The following is a 16,824-nucleotide window of genomic DNA, read 5'->3' as shown; positions in this document are numbered from 1 at the left end:
CTGCCGGGCCTGGGGCTGCCCGGCTTCAGCTGCTGCCCTTGTCGGCAAAAGGATTGGCCTGCGTCTTCATCTCGATGCGCAGCGGCGTGCCCACCAAGTCGAACTCCTTGCGAAAACGCCCTTCCAGAAAGCGCTTGTAGGCATCGGTGACATGCTCCAGCGAGTTGCCATGCACCACGATGATGGGCGGATTCATGCCGCCCTGATGGGCATAGCGCAGCTTGGGCCGAAAGCTCCCCGAGCGCTTGGGCGCCTGAAACTGCACGGCTTCGAGCAGCACGCGCGTGAGTACCGGCGTGGGCATCTTGCGCGTGGCCGCCTTATAGGCCTGGGTCAGCGACGCCCACAGCGGCGCCAGGCCCTGGCGCTTTTGCGCCGAGATGAAATGCAGCGAGGCGAATTTCAAAAACGACAGTCGCGTCTCAATGGAGCGCTCCAGTTGCTGGCGCTCGTAGCTGTCCACGGCATCCCACTTGTTGACCGCCACCACCACGGCGCGGCCGCTCTCCAGGATATAGCCGGCAATGTGCGCGTCCTGGTCAGTCACGCCCTGCGTGGCGTCCAGCAGCAGCAGAACGACATGCGCCGACTCGATGGCCTGCAGCGTCTTGACCACGGAAAATTTCTCGATGGCCTCGAACACCCGGCCCTTGCGGCGCAGGCCGGCCGTGTCGATCAGCTCGAATTTCTGGCCGCCGCGCTCCAGCGGCACGCTGATGGCGTCGCGCGTGGTGCCGGGCAGGTCGAAGGCGACCAGGCGCTCCTCGCCCAGCCAGGCGTTGATCAGCGTGGACTTGCCGACGTTGGGCCGGCCCGCCACGGCCAAGCGGATGACGTCCGCCTCGCCGGCCTCGGCCTCGCCGGCCTCCTCAGGCTCGGGGATGTGCTCCAGTGCCTGGTCGAGCAGGCTGCGCACGCCCTGGCCGTGGGCGGCGGAGACCGGAAAGACCTCGCCCAGGCCCAGCTCGTAGAACTCGGCCAGCTGCATCCCGCCCTGCATACCTTCGGCCTTGTTGCCGGCCAGCACGCAGGGCTTGCCCAGGCGGCGCAGGTAGTTGGCAATGTCGTGATCCTGGGCCGAGACGCCGGCGCGCACATCGACCACGAAGACGACCACGTCCGCCTCGGCCACGGCCTGCTGCGTCTGGCGCGCCATCTCGCGAAAGATGCCGCTGCCCGCATCGGGCTCGAAGCCGCCGGTGTCGATGACAATGAACTCGCGCTTGCCCTGTCGGCCATTGCCGTAGTGGCGGTCGCGCGTGAGGCCGGCGAAGTCGGCCACGATCGCATCGCGCGAACGCGTCATGCGGTTGAACAGGGTGGATTTGCCCACGTTGGGCCGCCCCACCAGGGCGATGATGGGTTTCATCCCGGGCCTTTTCTCTCTTCAGTCGGTCGCGTCGCGCTCACTCGGGACGAAAACCGTACACCCCGCCCTTGCGCGTGACGACAACCAGGGTGTCGGCAGCCACCACCGGGGTGGCGGCAATGGGCGAGCCATCGGTGGCCAAGCGGTTCAGGGGCGCTGCATCCTCGCGCGACAGCAGGTGTACCAGCCCGCTCTCGTCGCCTACCACCACCGAGCGGCCCAGCAGCAGCGGCGCCGTCAGGCGGCGCCACTGCAGGCGGTCGCTGGCCCAGGCGCGCGTGCCGTCGGTGCGGCGCCAGGCGACCACGCTGCCATTGCCCTCGCTGCCGAACAGCATGGCGTCGTCGCCATCGATGCCCTCGCCGCCGCTGGCCGGCTGCGTCCAGGCCACCGTGCCGCGCGTGGTGTCGATGCAGCCCACGGCAGCCTGGAAGGCGCGCGCGCAGAGGCTGGAGCCGACGCGGCTGGTGTGGCCGACCATCTCGACCAGGCGCTCCACATCGTTGGTGCCTCGCGGACTGGCCAGGGGCGCCTCCCAGCGCACACTGCCGCTGTCCGGGTTGAGGCCGACCAGCCGCCCGGACAGGCCGGCCACCAGCGTGTCGCCCACGGCCATGAGCACCCCGCCCTGGCGCAGGATCAAAGGCTCGCCCGGGCGCTGCTGGCGCCACAGCTGGTAGCCCGTAGCGGCGTCAAAGGCCTGCACCGAGCGATCGGCAGCCAGCACAAAGATGCGTTCGCCGGCCACCAGCGGCGCCGTATAGGCTTGCGCCGGCAGCGGCTTGCGCCAGATTTCGCGCCCGCCCTCCAAGGCGATGAGCTCACCTGTCTTGGCAGTCACCGCCGTCCAGCGGCCATCGCTGCCCACGCCCGAAGCCAGCGGCACGCCCAGGCGCGTGCGCCAGACATCGGCGCCCGTGGCGGCGTTCAGCGCCACCACTTCGCCACCGGCAGAAGCCAGCAGCACCGTGCCATCCACCACGCGCACATCCAGGGCCACGCCCTGGGTGCTGCCGATCTGGCTCGTCCAGGCCTGGCGCACGCCCAGCACCGGCACGTTGGGGCCAAGTTCAGCCGGCTTGGGCCGCGACGAGCCGCCCCAGGGCATCATGTTGCCCAGCGACGAGCAGCCCCCCAAGGCCAGCAGGCAGGCCAGCAGCGCAGCCGGGCGCAGCATCCGGGTCGCCCTGGCCATCATTGCGCTGCCCCTGCAGAGGGCGCTGCCGCCACGGTCTGCACCTGCGCGCCGAGGGCGTTGAGCTTGGCTTCGACCAGGCGGCGGTAGTCGGCGCGCTCGTCGAGCTTGTCCCAGGCGCGGCGGTATTCCTCGATGGCCTGCGCCTTCTTGTCCTGCAGCTGCAGCACGTCGCCCTTGCGGTCGGCAGCCAGCGCGGCAAATTCCGCCGGCATGGCGGCCGAGACCTGCGCCAGCGCCTCGTCATAGGATTTCTGCTCGACCAGCAGGCCGGCCAGGCGCAAGCGGGCGATGGCGCGCAGGCCTTCGTCCTCTCCCTTGTCAGCCACCCAGGCCAGCATGGCCCGGGCATCGTCGGCCTTGTCGGCATCGACCAGGGCCTTGGCGGCCAGCAAGGCGGCCTGCGCGGCCTGCACGGTGCCGCCGTAGCCGGACTTGAGGTCGGCAAAGGCCTGCTGCACGCGCGCCGTGTCGCCGGCAAGCACCGCAATGTCCACCGCCTCGGCCAGCGCCGTGGCCTGCTGGGCCTGGCGGCTTTGCCACAGGCGCCAGCCGTTCCAGGCGGCAAAGGCGCCCATGACGACGATCAGCACCCAAGTGATCAGGTTGCCCCAGGTCTTCCAGAAGTGCTTGAGCTCCTCAAGCTGCTCCTGCTCTTGCAGGTCGAAATTGTTGGCCATGTGCGTACCGGTTCCTGTCGTTCTCAGCGCGAAGATTGTAGGGTGGCGGCCCAGTTGCTCAGCTCGGCCAGCGCTCGCTCGACCTGCTCGCCTGCCTGGCGCAGCGGCTTGACGGTGACCGCGCCGCGCGCCCACTCGTCCGGCCCGAAGACCAGCGCATGGCGCGCGCCGCTGGCGTCGGCCTTCTTGAACTGCGACTTCATGCTGCCCATGCCCTCGCCGGCTGCCGTGGGCGCGTGCATCTGCACCGCCACGCCCAGGGCGCGCAACTGCTGCAGGTGGGCCATGACCTGCGGCAAGATGGCTGCGTCGGGCACCACGGCGTAGGCGTCGGCCACGGCCTCGGGGGCAGCCAGGCCCTGCTCCTTGAGCAGCTCCAGCACGCGCTCCACGCCGATGGCCCAGCCCACGGCGGGGGCTGGCTTGCCGCCGATCTGCTCGATCAGATAGTCGTAGCGCCCGCCGCCGCAAACCGTCCCCTGCGAACCCAGGCGGTCGGTGATGAACTCGAACACCGTCAGGTTGTAGTAGTCCATGCCGCGCACCAGGCGCGGGTTGAGGCGCCAGGCCACGCCGTTGGCGTCCAGAATGGCCTTCACAGCCTCGAAGTGCGCCAGCGACGCCTCGCCCAGGAAGTCCATCAGCCGGGGTGCGCCTTCGACCAAGGCCTGCATGGCGGGGTTCTTTGTGTCCAGGATGCGCAGCGGGTTGCTGTACAGGCGTCGGCGCGCGTCCTCGTCGAGCTGCTCCTGGTGCTGCTCCAGGTATGCGATCAGCGCGGCGCGGTGGGCGCGGCGCTCCTCGGGCTGGCCCAGACTGTTGAGCTCCAGCCGCACATCCTGCAGGCCCAGCTCCTGCCATAGCGCGTGCGCCAGCAGAATCAGCTCGGCATCGGCGTGCGCGCCGGGAAAGCCCAGCGCCTCGGCGCCGATCTGGTGGAACTGCCGATAGCGCCCGCGCTGGGGCCGCTCGTGGCGGAACATCGGCCCCATGTAGTACAGCCGCTTGCCGCCGTCGTACAGCATGGAGTGCTCGACCACGGCGCGCACCACGCCGGCCGTGGCCTCGGGGCGCAAGGTGAGCTGCTCGCCGTTGAGCCGATCCTCGAAGGAGTACATCTCCTTTTCCACGATGTCGGTGACCTCGCCCAGGCCGCGCACGAACAGCGGCGTGGGTTCGACGATGGGCGTGCGGATGTTGCGGTACGCATGGCGCGCCATGAGCGAGCGCACCTTCTCTTCCAGCCACTCCCAGCGCGCCGACTCGGGCGGCAGGATGTCGTTCATGCCCTTGATGGCAACCAGTTTGTGCATCTTGTCGTTGTTCTCAAATATTGATGAAATCGGCCTCAAACTCTTGCCAGGCAAGCGCTGACAGCTATCATTTTTGAACTCAAGCAGAAGCACTGCCGAAGCGCCGAGCCACGTAGTCATCGACGATGGCCTGGAACTCCCGGGCGATGCCCTCGCCGCGCAGCGTCATGGCCTTTTCGCCGTCGATATAGACCGGGGCGGCAGGCGCCTCGCCCGTGCCCGGCAGGCTGATGCCGATGTCGGCGTGCCGGCTCTCGCCCGGGCCGTTGACGATGCAGCCCATGACGGCCACCTTCATCGCCTCGACGCCGGGGTAGCGCGCGCGCCACAGCGGCATCTGCGCGCGCAGGTAGTCGTCGATCTGCTTGGCCAGCTCCTGGAAGGTGGTGCTGGTGGTGCGCCCGCAGCCCGGGCAGGCCGTGACGCTGGGCACGAAGGCGCGCAGGCCCAGCGCCTGCAGGATTTCGGCGGCCACCACCACCTCCTGCGTGCGCGCCTCGCCCGGCTGGGGCGTGAGCGAGACGCGGATGGTGTCGCCTATGCCCTCTTGCAGCAAGATGGCCAGCGAAGCCGCCGAGGCCACCGTGCCCTTGGTGCCCATGCCGGCTTCGGTCAGGCCCAGGTGCAGCGCGTAGTCGCAGCGGCGGCTGAGTGCGCGATAGACGGCAATCAAGTCCTGCACGCCGCTGACCTTGCACGACAGGATGATCTGCTCGCCAGCGAGACCCATGCTCTCGGCCAGGCGCGCCGAATCGATGGCCGAGGTGATCAAGGCCTCGTACATGACCTGGCGCGCGTCCCAGGGCTGGGCGCGGCGGCTGTTGGCGTCCATCAGGCGGGCCAGCAGCTCCTGATCCAGGCTGCCCCAGTTGACGCCGATGCGCACCGCCTTGTCCCAGCGCACGGCTGCTTCGATCATCTGGCCGAACTGGCGGTCGCGCTTATCGCCCTTGCCGACGTTGCCGGGGTTGATGCGGTACTTGGACAGCGCCTGCGCGCAATCGGGGAATTCGCTCAGCAGCCGGTGGCCGTTGTAGTGAAAGTCGCCCACCAGCGGCACGTCGATGCCCATGCGGTCGAGCTGCTCGCGCACGTAGGGCACGGCCTGCGCCGCCTCGGGCGTGTTGACGGTGATGCGCACCAGCTCCGAGCCGGCCTGCGCCAGCTCCTTGACCTGAATGGCCGTGGCAATCGCGTCCACCGTGTCGGTGTTGGTCATGGACTGGATGCGCACCGGTGCATCGCCCCCTACCGTCACCACGCGGTTGCCCCAGACCACCCGCGCCTGGCGCGTGCGCCGTGGCAGCGGGGCGGCCAGCTCGATCGGCTGCTCCTCTTGAAACGGGTTCATGGCCTGGTTCATTTCACCTCGAAGCGGGCGACGTTGTCGCGCGCCAGCGTTTTCAAATCCATGGGCTGGCCGCGCACGATGACTTCGGTGGCATCGGCCCGGCCGATGACCACCGACCACGGCGCAGTGCCGGGCACCGCCACGCTCTCGCCAGCCTCCAAGGTCTTTTGCAGCACCACGGCGCCGCCGCTGCGCACCTGCACCCAGGACTGCTCGCGGGCGCGCAGCACCAGGTCGGCGTTGGGTGCAGCCGCCGGCGCGCTGGCGGCTGGCGCTGCAACAGTGGCGGCTGTCGCTGGCGCAGAGGCAGCGGGAACCGAACCGGAGGGGCAGCGGCGGCGTCGGATGCTGCTGGCACTGGCACTGGCACTGGCGCTGGCACTGGCGTTGGCGTTGGCGCAGCCGGCACCTCGGTCTGCGGTGCAGGTGCGGCAGGGCCAGGCGGCTGGCCTGCTGCCTCGGGCAATGCAAATTGTGCTGGCTGGCTTGGCGGCTCGGCTGTCAGCGCCGGCGCCTGGCTGGCCGTGCGCCCGGGCAGCAGCTGATCCAGGGTCAGGCCCGCCGGCCACACGATGATGGCCAGCGCCCCAAGCAGCAGCAGCGCCACGGCGGCCAGCAGCAGGCGCGAGCGCGGTGCCTCGCCGCCACCCGTGAAGCTGCCGCGCAGAGGCGTATCCCGGATCGAGGCATTGATGCCCTGGTGGATGCGCAGCGGCGCCGGCGCCCCACCAGGCAGCAGCGCCAGGATGGGGGCAGGGTCGTGCTTGAGCACGCGACAGGCACCAGCGGCCAGCGCACGCATGAAGACGTGATCCTTGAAGTCCTCGTAGCGATCGGCCTCCAGCGCCTCCAGCCGCTCCACCGGCACCTTGAGCGTGGTCGCCAGCGCGGCGATGTGCATACCCGCAGCCTGGCGCATCTGGCGCAGGAGCTGGCCGGCACTGCTGCCAGCCCCGGCGGGGCTTGCTGCGCCGCCATCCTCGCCCTCTCCTGGTGGCGCAGTGAACTCACTCATCGAAGTTCCCCTTGTCCAGCGCCCTGACCTGGCGCGAGTCTGGGAAGCGCTTGCGCAGCTGCTCGGCCAGCTGGCGCATGGCCAATGTGTCGCCCAGAGCGCGCTCGATCCTGATGCCCAGCCAGAGGGATTCGGCGCTGCCGAATTCGCCGTTGTTCACGCGGCGCGCGTAGAACTGCGCACGCCCGATGTCGCCCCGGGCGAAGATGATCGATGCCAGGTGATAGCCAATCACCGGATTGCCAGCGTCGATCTCGTAGGCGCGCAGCAGCGTCTGCTCGGCCAGCTCGACCTGGCCGGCGCGCTGCTGGCATACGCCCAGCGACATCAGCGTCTTGCTGCGGCTGGTGTAGCCGGGGATGGCCAGCGCACGCTCGAACAGCTCGCCGGCCTGCTCGTAGTGTTCGCGCTGGCACTGCAGCCAGCCCAGGTTGTGCAGGATGTCGGGGTCGCGCGGCTTCATGTCCTGGGCGCGGCGCAGGCTGTGCTCGGCCTTGGCCATGTCGCCCTGCGCCATGTGCGCCAGCCCGCGCACGTGGTAGGCATCGGCATTGTCGGGGTCGGCGGCCAGCGCCTGGCGCACCTCTTCGAGCGCCACCTGGGGCTGGCCATGCTGCAGATAGTTGACCGCCAGCTCCAGGCGGATCCTGGCGCGCCGGCGCGCCTCGGTCTCGTTCTGGCCGGCTGCAGCACTGTCCAGGCCGGCCTCGCTGTCCCGGGCGAGTGATGAACAGCCAGCCAGGCTGGCCATGCAGGCCAGCAGACAGGCTCCCGCCAGCAAGCGCCAGCGCCCTGCCCCGTTGCTCAAGATCATGAACTGCCTCCCCTGCTGCTCTTTGGTCTTTGGATGTCGTGCTCCCGGCGTCATGGCGCCGGGACTATCGGTATGGTGCGCAATCTGGCCATGCGCTCACCCACACGGGTGCGATCCTGCACGTCGCCGGCCAGCTGGCCGCAGGCGGCGTCGATGTCGTCGCCGCGCGTCTTGCGCACAGTGGTGACGATGCCGGCGTCGCTCAGTATCTTGGCGAAAGTTGCCACGGCGGCATTGCTGGAGCGGCGCAGGCCCGAGGCTGGAAACGGGTTGAACGGAATCAGGTTGAACTTGCAGGCCACACGTGTGCCGGCGCTGCCGTTGACCAGGGCAATCAACTGGCGCGCGTGCTCGGGCTGGTCGTTGACGCCATCGAGCATGCAGTATTCGAAAGTGATGAAATCGCGCGGCGCGTGCTCCAGGTAGCGCCGGCAGGCAGCCAACAGCTCGGCCAGCGGGTATTTGCGGTTCAGCGGTACCAGGTTGTCGCGCAGCGCGTCTTGCGGGGCGTGCAGTGATACCGCCAGCGCCACCGGGCAGTCCTGCGCCAGCCGGTCGATCATGGGCACCACGCCCGAGGTCGAGACCGTGACGCGGCGGCGCGACAGACCATATGCGTGGTCGTCCAGCATGACGCGCAGCGCCGGCACCAGGGCCGAGTAGTTCTGCAGCGGCTCGCCCATGCCCATCATGACCACGTTGGAGATGATGCGTTCACTGCGCCCGAGGCGCTGGCGCAGGGCGTGCTCGGCGAACCACAGCTGGGCGATGATCTCGCCGGTGGTCAGGTTGCGGCTGAAGCCCTGGTGGCCGGTGGAGCAGAAGCGGCAGCCCACGGCGCAGCCGGCCTGCGAGGAAATGCACAGCGTGCCGCGGTCGTCCTCGGGGATGAAGACGGTCTCCACCGCATTGCCGCCGCCGACATCGAACAGCCATTTGACGGTGCCGTCCGCCGAGGTGTGCTCGCTGATGGCGGGCAGGGCCGCAACGTGCGCGCAACCCTTGAGCTTTTCGCGCAGCGACTTGGCCAGATCGCTCATCTGGTCGAAGTCGGCCACGCCGCGCTGGTGGATCCAGCGAAACAGCTGCGTGGCACGAAAGCGCTTCTCGCCGAGCTGGCCGCAGAAGGCGGCAATACCGTCGAGATCCAGTTCCAGAAGACTTGTGGTCATAGCGCTTTCAGTGCCACGCGGCAGAACCCGCATGGCAGGGTCTTGCCGACCCCGCCAGCTGCGGGCGCTGCATCAGCGGGCGTAGATGTTCAGGCCGGGGAAGAAGAAGGCGATTTCGACCTGCGCGGTCTCGGCAGCGTCCGAGCCATGCACGGCGTTGGCGTCGATGCTGTCGGCGAAATCGGCGCGGATGGTGCCGGCAGCAGCCTGCTTGGGGTCGGTGGCGCCCATCAGCTCACGGTTCTTCAGGATGGCGTTCTCGCCCTCCAGCACCTGCACCATGACCGGGCCGGAGATCATGAAATCCACCAGATCCTTGAAGAAGGGGCGCTCCTTATGCACGCCGTAGAACTGCTCGGCCTCGGCGCGCGAGAGGTGGATCATGCGGGCGGCGGCAATCTTCAGGCCGGCGGCCTCGAAGCGGGCGTAGATCTGGCCAATGACGTTTTTGGCAACGGCGTCGGGCTTGATGATGGATAGGGTGCGTTCGACGGTCATGATGGATTTTTCCTTGAGTAGGGTGTTTCGGATGTTTCGTTGATTTTTTGCCAACCTGGCAAAACGGCGGATTTTAACTTTTGTGCGGACGGCTATCGGCCCCCGCGCCGCTGCCCCGGGCGGCCCCGCTGTTTTTGCTGCTGGCGCTGGCGCATCAGGCTGTCGGCGCCGATGTAGCCGACCGAGGTTTTCATGGGGTCGGGCTGGCTGGAGGGCTGAGGCCTGGGTGCGGCCCGAGGCGGGCGTGCCGGAGCGCCGCCCGAGCGGTCGGGACTGCGGCCGCGCCGGCCACCTGCGTTCGGAGCGCGCGGTACCTGCGGCGGCGTGTAGTCCACAGCCTGCATCAGCGCCTGGATGTCGCGCTCGTCCAGCTCCAGCCAGGCGCCGCGCTTGAGGCCGCGTGGCAGCACCATGGCACCGTAGCGGATGCGGATCAAGCGGCTGACGGCGTGGCCTACGGCCTCGAACATGCGCCGCACCTCGCGGTTGCGCCCCTCGGAGATGGTCACGCGGTACCAGCAATTGGCGCCCTCGCCGCCACCGTCCTCGATGGAGCCGAAGGCCGCCGCGCCATCGTCGAGCTGCACGCCATCGAGCAGGCGCTGGCGCTCCTCGTCGCTGAGCGCCCCCAGCACGCGCACGGCGTATTCGCGCGTCAGGCCAAAGCGCGGATGCATCAGCCGGTTGGCCAACTCGCCCGAGCTGGTCAGCAGCAGCAGGCCTTCGGTATTCAGATCAAGACGGCCCACGGATTGCCACTTGCCGTGGGCCAGGCGTGGCAGCTTGCGAAACACCGTGGGGCGGTTTTGCGGATCGTCGTGCGTGACCACCTCGCCCGTGGGCTTGTGGTAGGCCAGCACCCGCGCCGGCGGCGGCGCGATGCGAAAGCGGATGGGCTTGCCGTTGACCTTGATCTGGTCACCGTACTGCACGCGCTGGCCGATGTGCGCCGGCTCGTTGTTGACCGAGATGCGTCCTTCCAGGATCAGCTGCTCCATCTCCAGGCGCGAACCCATGCCGGCCTGTGCCAGCACCTTGTGCAGCTTGGGACTCTCCGCATGGGGCTGAAGGACGCGCTTGGGCAGCTCGACCACGCCGCTGTCGGCATCCTGGTCGAGCTGGCCGGACACCACGTCGGCGAAGCGGTAGCCGTCGCCCAGCTCATCCACTCTGGGCTGGGCTGGGGGCAGCGTGCCCTGGAGCGCTTTCTGGCCCAGGGTTTCCTGGGCGGGCGCGGCTGCGTCGCGGGACGTGCGGGCCGCTGCCGGCTGGCGCGCACGGCTGGACGGCTGGGAGCGCTCCTGGCGACCTTGGCGATCCTGTTGGGCAGGCTGAGTCCGGCGCGGGCGCTTGGCGGGGGGGTCATGGGGTTTCTTCCTTTGCGACAGCGCCAGGGCCATCGTCGTTGTTGGCGTTGTCGGGTTGCCCGGACAGCATATCGAGCGCCTCGGCGGAGCTGGTGGCGCTGACCAATGGCGGCAGCTGATCAAGCGAGTGCAGGCCCAGATCGTCCAGGAACTGCCGCGTGGTGGCAAGCAGCGCGGGCCGGCCCACGGTTTCGCGGTGGCCGATGACCTCCACCCAGCCCCGGTCTTCGAGCTGTTTGATGATCAGACTGTTGACGGTGACGCCGCGAATGTCCTCGATATCGCCGCGCGTGACCGGCTGGCGGTAGGCAATGATGGCCAGCGTCTCCAGCACCGCGCGCGAGTAGCGCGGCGGCTTTTCCGGCTGCAGCCGCTCCAGATAAGGGCGCATCTCGGGCCGGCTCTGAAAGCGCCAGCCGCTGGCCACGGCCACCAGTTCCACCCCGCGTTGCGTCCACTCCTGCTGCAGCTGCAGCAACAGCGCCTTGATGGAATCGGCACTCAGCACGTCGTCGAACAGCAGGCGCAGCTCGCGCACTGGCACCGGCTGGCCAGCGCAGATCAGTGCGGTCTCAAGGATACGTTTGGCGTCCACCGGGTTCATGGCAGCTGGCGACTGGCAAGGCAGGGGCAGCACATGTGTTCAACGACATGGCGGCAATGCAGAAAAAAGAAAGGGTGGAGTCAGGCGGGCACCTTCCCAGGTGTCGCGGGCGCCGGCGGCTTCGGCGCGGTGCCAGGCGCAAGGCTCAGGCGGCAAAGGCGCGATTGTAGGCGCTGGCGTCCAACCCCCAGGCTGCGAGGGCCTGGCCCATGTCCGGCGGCAGGGCGGCGCGCAGCGTCAGCGCCTGTCCGGTCATGGGGTGGACGAAGGCCAGGCGGAAGGCGTGCAGTGCCTGGCGCTGCAAGCCGCCACCGGCACTGCCGCCATACAGCGCATCGGCCACCAGCGGATGGCGCAGCGACGCCATGTGGACACGAATCTGGTGCGTGCGCCCGGTATGCAGCGTACAGCGCACCAGGCTGACCTGTTCGTTGCCCGCCAGCAGCTCGAAATCCGTGCGTGCCGGCTTGCCCGGATGCTGGGCCAGATCGACCGCCGCCATGCGCAGCCGGTTGCGCGGATCGCGCCCTATGGCGGCCTGCACGCTTTGCTGCGTCGGGCCGCGCCAGGCGCCCCAGGCCAGCGCCAGGTATTGGCGGCTGACCTGGCGTGCCGCAATCATCTGCACCAGCGCGTCCATGGCTGCGCGGCTGCGCGCCACGACCATCAGGCCGCTGGTGTCCTTGTCCAGGCGATGCACGATGCCGGCGCGCGGCACCTGCGCGGCGCGCGCATCGCGCCCCAGCAGGGCGTTGAGCAGCGTGCCGCTCCAGTTGCCCGGTGCCGGATGCACGACCAGTCCGGCAGGCTTGTTGACCACCAGCAGGTGCTCATCCTCATGCACCACGTCCAGCGGCAGGTTTTCTGGCCGGAAGGCCTGGCTTTGCAGCGTCGGGCGCAACTCGATGTCGATGCAATCGCCGGCATGGACGCGCGCTGCCGGCTTGAGCGCCGGGCGGCCTTGCACCTGCACGGCGCCCTGGACCAATAGCTGCTGCAGGTAGCTGCGCGAGAACTCGGGCACCAGCTGCGCCAGCGCCTTGTCCAGGCGCTGCTGGTGCAGCGCCTCGGGTATGGTCAGCGCGCGCAGCTCGGGCGCGGCGCCGACATCGTCAGCACCGCCGACGCCTTCTTCCTCCTCGCCTGTATCCAGGGGCAGGCCCGGCGTCTCGCTCACAGGGCCAGCGCTCAACGGGCTGGCAGATAGCGCGCCGGATCGACCGGCTTGCCCTGGCGGCGCACCTCGAAATGCAGCTTCACCCGATCGGCATCAGTGCTGCCCATCTCGGCAATCTTCTGGCCACGGCGCACGTTCTGGTCTTCCTTGACCAGCAGCGTCTGGTTGTGCGCGTAGGCCGTCAGATAGGTGTTGTTGTGCTTGAGGATGATCAGGTTGCCGTAGCCGCGCAGGCCGGCGCCGGCATAGACCACCCGGCCATCGGCAGCGGCGACCACCGGATCGCCCGCCTTGCCGGCGATGTCCAGGCCCTTGTTGCGGGCCTCGTCGAAGCCGGCGATCAGCGCGCCCGATGAAGGCCAGATGAAGCTGACCGTATCCGCACCCGCCGCTGCCTGCGTGTCGGGCGCAGCACCTGCCGGCGGCAGCGGCGTGCCCGCAGCAGCCGATGCGCCCGGCTTGGGCGCTGCCCCCTCCGGCGCCACAGTCGGTGGCGCGATGGGCCGCGTGACCACGCCGGTATCGCCGGCCACCGCCTGCGGGGAGGCTGGAGGCACGACGCGCAGCACCTGCCCGATCTCGATCAGGTTGGCGTTTTCCAGGTTGTTCCAGCGCGCCAGATCCTTCCAGCTCTGGCCGTTTTCCAGGCCGATGCGGATCAGCGTGTCACCCGCCTTGACGGTGTAGTAGCCCGGCTTGCCGGCGTTTTCCCAACCCGGGGGGCCGCGATGCTCGGAATCTGCGGGCACCACCGTGGCCGGCACGCCGGTGCCGGCAAAAGTACCCCGATCCTCCACCGGCGCCCGGTTCACCGGAGTGCCACAACCCGCCACAAACGCAGCAGCGGCTGCCGCCACGACGACCAGCTTCAGAGTTTCGCAAGCACGCAAGACCGACACCGACATAGACAGCACTTCCCTTCAGGCAATCCCTGATTTTAGGGGGACGAAATGCACACTCTCCAGCACCGACTGTTTCAGGCCCTGCGCCGTGCGATCGACCACCAGCAGCACTTGCTGCCCGCCCGCCCCCGCCATGGGCGCGACCAGGCGGCCGCCGACAGCCAGCTGCTCACACCAGGCCGGCGGCAGCGCATCGCCTCCGGCGGCGGCAATGATGCCGGCATAGGGCGCCCCGCGCGGGTAGCCCAACATCCCGTCGCCCAGGATCAGATGCACATTGTTCAGCCGCAGCGGCCGCAGGTTCTCGCGCGCCTTCTCGTGCAGGCCGCGCAGGCGCTCGATGGTATGGACTTCGCGCGCTACGCAGGCCAGCACGGCGGCCTGGTAGCCGCAGCCGGTGCCGATCTCCAGCACCCGGCCCAGCCCGCCCTGGCCGCGCACGCATTCGGCCTCCAGCAGCAGCTGCACCATGCGCGCCACGACGCTGGGCTTGGAGATGGTCTGCGCCAAGCCGATGGGCAGACTGGTGTCCTCGTAGGCCTGGTTGGCCAGGGCGCTGTCCACGAAGCGGTGCCGCTGCACCGTGCCCATGGCCTGTAGGACGGCCTGGGCATCCACCCCGCCTGCCGCCAGGCGCTGCACCATGCGCGCGCGCACGGCAGCCGAGTCCAGGCCCACTCCCTGCGGCATGGGCGGCGCCGGTGCCGGGCGCCAACTGCCGGCAGCGGGCGCGGCAGCGGGCGTGGCGCGCGGCGGCTGCAGGCCATCGATGCGGGCCGGAAAACCGGGGCGGCGCGGCTGCATCAGCGCACCTCGGGCGGCTGCGCCGTTGCCATCTGGCGCACCGTCTGCGCCCAGTAGCCCAGGCCGTCGTGGTCGGTCAGGTCGATCTTCAGCGGCGTGACCGCAACATGGCCGTTGGCCGTGGCGTGGAAGTCCGTGCCCTCGGCATCGTCCTTGGCCGCGCCGGCGCCGCCGATCCAGTACATGAGCTCGCCGCGCGGGCTTTGCTGCTCGATGACGCGCTCGGCGGCGTGGCGCCGGCCCAGGCGGCACAGGCGCAGCGGGCGCAGCGCCTGCAGCGGCAGGTTGGGGATGTTGACGTTGAGCAGCCAGGGCGCCTCACCCACCAGGCTCTGGCGCTGCATCTGCTCGACCATCCGGCGCGCCGTCTGCGCCGCCGCCTCCAGCTCGCCCCAGCCCTTGTCCACCTGCGAGAAGGCAATCGACGGAATGCCGAACAGATAGCCCTCCATGGCCGCGCCCACGGTGCCGGAGTAGATCGTGTCGTCGCCCATGTTGGCGCCGTTGTTGATGCCCGAGACCACCAGATCGGGCCGGTAGCCCAGCAGCCCCGTCAGGGCGATATGCACGCAGTCGGCAGGCGTGCCGTTGACGTAGCGAAAGCCGTTGGCCGCGCGCTGCACGTACAGCGGCGAGTGCAGGGTCAGCGCGTTGGACTTGGCGCTGTTGTTGTGCTCGGGCGCCACGACCTCGACATCGGCAATGGCCTTGAGGGCATCGTGCAGGGCGACGATGCCGGGCGCCTGGTAGCCATCGTCGTTGGAAATCAGGATTTTCATGAAACTCGCGAAAAAGATCGCGGCATTGTAGGAGCCGCCCGACGCCGCCCGCACCGAAGCCGGCGGGTCGCGCAAGGGACAAGAAGCCCATCCGCGCCACTCCTATCATTTGATCCGGCTCAACACCCCTCACACCGAATTCCATAGGAGATCACACATGCACGCCTGGCTTTGCAGCGACCCGACCGGGGTCGAAGCCCTGACCTGGACTGAACAGCCCACCCCGCGCCCAAGGCCGGCGAGGTACTGGTCGAGATCCACGCCGCCAGCCTGAACTTTCCCGACCTGCTGATGGTGCAGAACAAGTACCAGATCAAGCCGCCGCTGCCCTTCGTGCCCGGCGCCGAGTGGGCCGGCGTGGTGCAGGCGGTGGGCGAAGGCGTGCAGCACCTGCGGCCCGGCCAAAGCGTCGCCTGCCTGAGCGGCACCGGCGGCTTTGCTACCCATGTCATAGCGCCTGCCGCACGCTGTATGCCGCTTCCAGACGGTTTTCCTGCTGTCGATGCCGCCGCTTTCATCATGACTTACGCTACCTCGCACCACGCGCTGATGGATCGCGCCGCGCTGCGCGCCGGCGAGACGGTGCTGGTGCTGGGCGCTGCCGGCGGCGTGGGCAGCGCCGCCATCCAGATCGCCAAGGCAGCCGGCGCGCGCGTGATCGCCGCCGCCTCCAGCGAAGAAAAATGCAATCTGTGCCTGAAGATCGGCGCCGATGCCGTCATCGACTACAGCCGCCAGGATTTGCGCGAGGCCGTCAAGGCGCTATCCGAGGGCAAGGGCCCGGACGTGATCTACGACCCCGTGGGCGGCGAGCTGGCCGAGCCGGCGTTTCGCTCCATCGCCTGGCGCGGGCGCTACCTGGTGGTGGGCTTTGCCGCCGGCCCCATCCCGGCGCTGCCGCTGAATCTGCCGCTGCTCAAGGGCGCCAGCATCGTCGGCGTCTTCTGGGGCGAATTTGCCAAGCGCGAGCCCAAGGCCAACGCCGCCATGATGGCCGAGCTGGCCCAGTGGTACGGCCAGGGCCGCATCAAGCCGGTCATCGACCGCACCATGCCCATGAGCCAGTTGCCGGCAGCGTTTGCGCACATGGCGTCGCGCTCGGTCATGGGCAAGCTGGTGCTGGTGAACTGACCCGGTGCGCGGCAAGCCTCGGCCTTCAGGCCGGGGCAGGACGGCGCGGACGGCATAGCCGTCCTCAAACAACTGTAGATTTAGCCAGCCATGCAACGCCTGCAAGCCTTCAAATACGAACTGCGCCCAGACGGCCAGCAAGCACGCCAGATGGTGCGTTTTGCTGGCTCCTGCCGCTTCGTGTTCAACAAGGCGCTGGCGTTGCACAAAGAACGCTACGAGCGGGGCGAGAAGAAGCTCGGCTATGCAGCCCTGTGCAAGCTGCTCACCGAGTGGCGGGGACAAGCTGACCTGGACTGGGGGAATGCTGATTGCCGTGCCGCCGCACAACACCAGCAGAACCTGCCCCGAGTGTGGCTGCGTGAGCGCGGACAACCGCAAAACGCAGGCCGTGTTCAGGTGCGTCGAATGCGGGCGCGAAGGCCATGCCGATCACACCGGCGCGATCAACATACTGAGGCGGGGACACCGCGTAGCAGCCTGTGGAGAGGACGTCAGCCGCGCAAGGCCCGCAAGGGCCAAGCGTGCAGCCTCGGCGAAGCAGGAACCCGCTGAGGCGACTGGTTCAGGCGTTGCGCCTGCAATGAGCGCGGTAGGAATCCCACGCCTTTAGGCGGGGAGGATGTCAAACCGACAAGGGCTTGCGGCCTGGG

16 protein-coding genes and 3 pseudogenes are annotated in these 16,824 nt (G+C 68.8%); 3 read left to right on the top strand and 16 right to left on the bottom strand.

Features of this window, described 5'->3' with window-relative positions; translation table 11 throughout:
- Nucleotides 1–25 precede the first annotated feature (25 nt).
- The 16 genes and pseudogenes from der to surE form a co-directional block, all read right to left on the bottom strand.
- Nucleotides 26–1,369 (bottom strand): ribosome biogenesis GTPase Der, encoded by a 1,344-nt coding sequence (der, locus tag IDM45_RS03205; protein WP_209421586.1) that lies wholly within the window; start codon nucleotides 1,367–1,369, stop codon nucleotides 26–28.
- Nucleotides 1,370–1,406: 37 nt separating this feature from the next.
- A complete protein-coding gene (gene bamB / locus IDM45_RS03200) occupies nucleotides 1,407–2,564 on the bottom strand; it encodes an outer membrane protein assembly factor BamB (protein ID WP_408631647.1) in 1,158 nt (385 codons plus the stop codon).
- Nucleotides 2,564–3,244, bottom strand: a complete 681-nt coding sequence (locus IDM45_RS03195; RefSeq protein ID WP_209421584.1) for a tetratricopeptide repeat protein — start codon at nucleotides 3,242–3,244, stop codon at nucleotides 2,564–2,566. The genes bamB and IDM45_RS03195 overlap by 1 nt, the downstream gene beginning before the upstream one ends.
- Nucleotides 3,245–3,267: 23 nt before the next feature.
- Nucleotides 3,268–4,557, bottom strand: coding sequence for a histidine--tRNA ligase (hisS, locus tag IDM45_RS03190; protein WP_209421583.1), 1,290 nt, complete (start codon nucleotides 4,555–4,557; stop codon nucleotides 3,268–3,270).
- Between the two features lie 79 nt (nucleotides 4,558–4,636).
- Entirely contained in the window at nucleotides 4,637–5,908 is a 1,272-nt protein-coding gene (ispG, locus tag IDM45_RS03185) for a flavodoxin-dependent (E)-4-hydroxy-3-methylbut-2-enyl-diphosphate synthase (protein ID WP_232653506.1), read from the bottom strand.
- Nucleotides 5,909–5,916: 8 nt separating this feature from the next.
- A complete protein-coding gene (locus tag IDM45_RS17485) occupies nucleotides 5,917–6,084 on the bottom strand; it encodes a DUF4115 domain-containing protein (protein WP_325168941.1) in 168 nt (55 codons plus the stop codon).
- A gap of 629 nt (nucleotides 6,085–6,713) precedes the next feature.
- Nucleotides 6,714–6,809: pseudogene (locus IDM45_RS17480) on the bottom strand (helix-turn-helix domain-containing protein); the annotation flags it as partial.
- Between the two features lie 106 nt (nucleotides 6,810–6,915).
- A complete protein-coding gene (gene pilW, locus IDM45_RS03175; RefSeq protein ID WP_209421581.1) occupies nucleotides 6,916–7,737 on the bottom strand; it encodes a type IV pilus biogenesis/stability protein PilW in 822 nt (273 codons plus the stop codon).
- A gap of 50 nt (nucleotides 7,738–7,787) precedes the next feature.
- Nucleotides 7,788–8,909 carry a dual-specificity RNA methyltransferase RlmN gene (gene rlmN / locus IDM45_RS03170; protein ID WP_209421580.1) on the bottom strand — a complete coding sequence of 374 codons (1,122 nt, stop codon included), beginning with the start codon at nucleotides 8,907–8,909 and terminating at the stop codon, nucleotides 7,788–7,790.
- Nucleotides 8,910–8,981: 72 nt separating this feature from the next.
- The gene (gene ndk / locus IDM45_RS03165; RefSeq protein ID WP_209421579.1) at nucleotides 8,982–9,407 is read right to left on the bottom strand and encodes a nucleoside-diphosphate kinase; all 426 of its coding nucleotides are present in this window, start codon (nucleotides 9,405–9,407) and stop codon (nucleotides 8,982–8,984) included.
- A gap of 92 nt (nucleotides 9,408–9,499) precedes the next feature.
- Nucleotides 9,500–10,807, bottom strand: a complete 1,308-nt coding sequence (locus IDM45_RS03160; RefSeq protein ID WP_209421578.1) for a pseudouridine synthase — start codon at nucleotides 10,805–10,807, stop codon at nucleotides 9,500–9,502.
- Nucleotides 10,770–11,378, bottom strand: coding sequence for an SMC-Scp complex subunit ScpB (scpB, locus tag IDM45_RS03155; protein WP_209421577.1), 609 nt, complete (start codon nucleotides 11,376–11,378; stop codon nucleotides 10,770–10,772). The genes IDM45_RS03160 and scpB overlap by 38 nt, the downstream gene beginning before the upstream one ends.
- Before the next feature lie 145 nt (nucleotides 11,379–11,523).
- Nucleotides 11,524–12,570, bottom strand: coding sequence for an RluA family pseudouridine synthase (locus tag IDM45_RS03150; protein WP_209421576.1), 1,047 nt, complete (start codon nucleotides 12,568–12,570; stop codon nucleotides 11,524–11,526).
- Entirely contained in the window at nucleotides 12,567–13,460 is an 894-nt protein-coding gene (locus tag IDM45_RS03145; protein ID WP_209421575.1) for a peptidoglycan DD-metalloendopeptidase family protein, read from the bottom strand. Before IDM45_RS03145 ends, IDM45_RS03150 begins: the two co-directional genes overlap by 4 nt.
- Before the next feature lie 15 nt (nucleotides 13,461–13,475).
- A complete protein-coding gene (locus IDM45_RS03140) occupies nucleotides 13,476–14,261 on the bottom strand; it encodes a protein-L-isoaspartate(D-aspartate) O-methyltransferase (RefSeq protein WP_209421574.1) in 786 nt (261 codons plus the stop codon).
- On the bottom strand, nucleotides 14,261–15,040 hold the full coding sequence (gene surE, locus IDM45_RS03135) for a 5'/3'-nucleotidase SurE (RefSeq protein ID WP_209421573.1): 780 nt from the start codon (nucleotides 15,038–15,040) through the stop codon (nucleotides 14,261–14,263). Before surE ends, IDM45_RS03140 begins: the two co-directional genes overlap by 1 nt.
- 157 nt (nucleotides 15,041–15,197) lie before the next feature.
- Here surE and IDM45_RS03130 point away from each other — a divergent pair.
- The 3 genes and pseudogenes from IDM45_RS03130 to IDM45_RS17470 all read left to right on the top strand — a co-directional run bounded on the left by IDM45_RS03130 (nucleotide 15,198) and on the right by IDM45_RS17470 (nucleotide 16,784).
- Nucleotides 15,198–16,171: pseudogene (locus IDM45_RS03130) on the top strand (NADPH:quinone oxidoreductase family protein).
- A gap of 90 nt (nucleotides 16,172–16,261) precedes the next feature.
- Nucleotides 16,262–16,345 (top strand): annotated as a pseudogene (locus IDM45_RS18220) (helix-turn-helix domain-containing protein); the annotation flags it as partial.
- Nucleotides 16,346–16,415: 70 nt separating this feature from the next.
- Complete coding sequence (locus tag IDM45_RS17470) at nucleotides 16,416–16,784, top strand: zinc ribbon domain-containing protein (protein WP_411828434.1); 369 nt, start codon at nucleotides 16,416–16,418, stop codon at nucleotides 16,782–16,784.
- The last annotated feature ends 40 nt before the right edge of the window (nucleotides 16,785–16,824 follow it).

Origin of the sequence: Melaminivora jejuensis, assembly GCF_017811175.1 — a bacterium.
GTDB lineage: Bacteria > Pseudomonadota > Gammaproteobacteria > Burkholderiales > Burkholderiaceae_C > Melaminivora > Melaminivora jejuensis.
Note: the sequence above shows the minus strand (reverse complement) of the source record. Positions and strands in the feature narration are given on the sequence as shown.

Coding starts and splice junctions, on each gene's coding strand:
- der (WP_209421586.1), bottom strand. CDS start 1,369: ATGAAACCCATCATCGCCCTGGTGGGGCGGCCCAACGTGGGCAAATCC.
- bamB (WP_408631647.1), bottom strand. CDS start 2,564: ATGGCCAGGGCGACCCGGATGCTGCGCCCGGCTGCGCTGCTGGCCTGC.
- IDM45_RS03195 (WP_209421584.1), bottom strand. CDS start 3,244: ATGGCCAACAATTTCGACCTGCAAGAGCAGGAGCAGCTTGAGGAGCTC.
- hisS (WP_209421583.1), bottom strand. CDS start 4,557: ATGCACAAACTGGTTGCCATCAAGGGCATGAACGACATCCTGCCGCCC.
- ispG (WP_232653506.1), bottom strand. CDS start 5,908: ATGAACCCGTTTCAAGAGGAGCAGCCGATCGAGCTGGCCGCCCCGCTG.
- pilW (WP_209421581.1), bottom strand. CDS start 7,737: ATGATCTTGAGCAACGGGGCAGGGCGCTGGCGCTTGCTGGCGGGAGCC.
- rlmN (WP_209421580.1), bottom strand. CDS start 8,909: ATGACCACAAGTCTTCTGGAACTGGATCTCGACGGTATTGCCGCCTTC.
- ndk (WP_209421579.1), bottom strand. CDS start 9,407: ATGACCGTCGAACGCACCCTATCCATCATCAAGCCCGACGCCGTTGCC.
- IDM45_RS03160 (WP_209421578.1), bottom strand. CDS start 10,807: ATGGCCCTGGCGCTGTCGCAAAGGAAGAAACCCCATGACCCCCCCGCC.
- scpB (WP_209421577.1), bottom strand. CDS start 11,378: ATGAACCCGGTGGACGCCAAACGTATCCTTGAGACCGCACTGATCTGC.
- IDM45_RS03145 (WP_209421575.1), bottom strand. CDS start 13,460: ATGTCGGTGTCGGTCTTGCGTGCTTGCGAAACTCTGAAGCTGGTCGTC.
- IDM45_RS03140 (WP_209421574.1), bottom strand. CDS start 14,261: ATGCAGCCGCGCCGCCCCGGTTTTCCGGCCCGCATCGATGGCCTGCAG.
- surE (WP_209421573.1), bottom strand. CDS start 15,040: ATGAAAATCCTGATTTCCAACGACGATGGCTACCAGGCGCCCGGCATC.
- IDM45_RS17470 (WP_411828434.1), top strand. CDS start 16,416: ATGCAGCCCTGTGCAAGCTGCTCACCGAGTGGCGGGGACAAGCTGACC.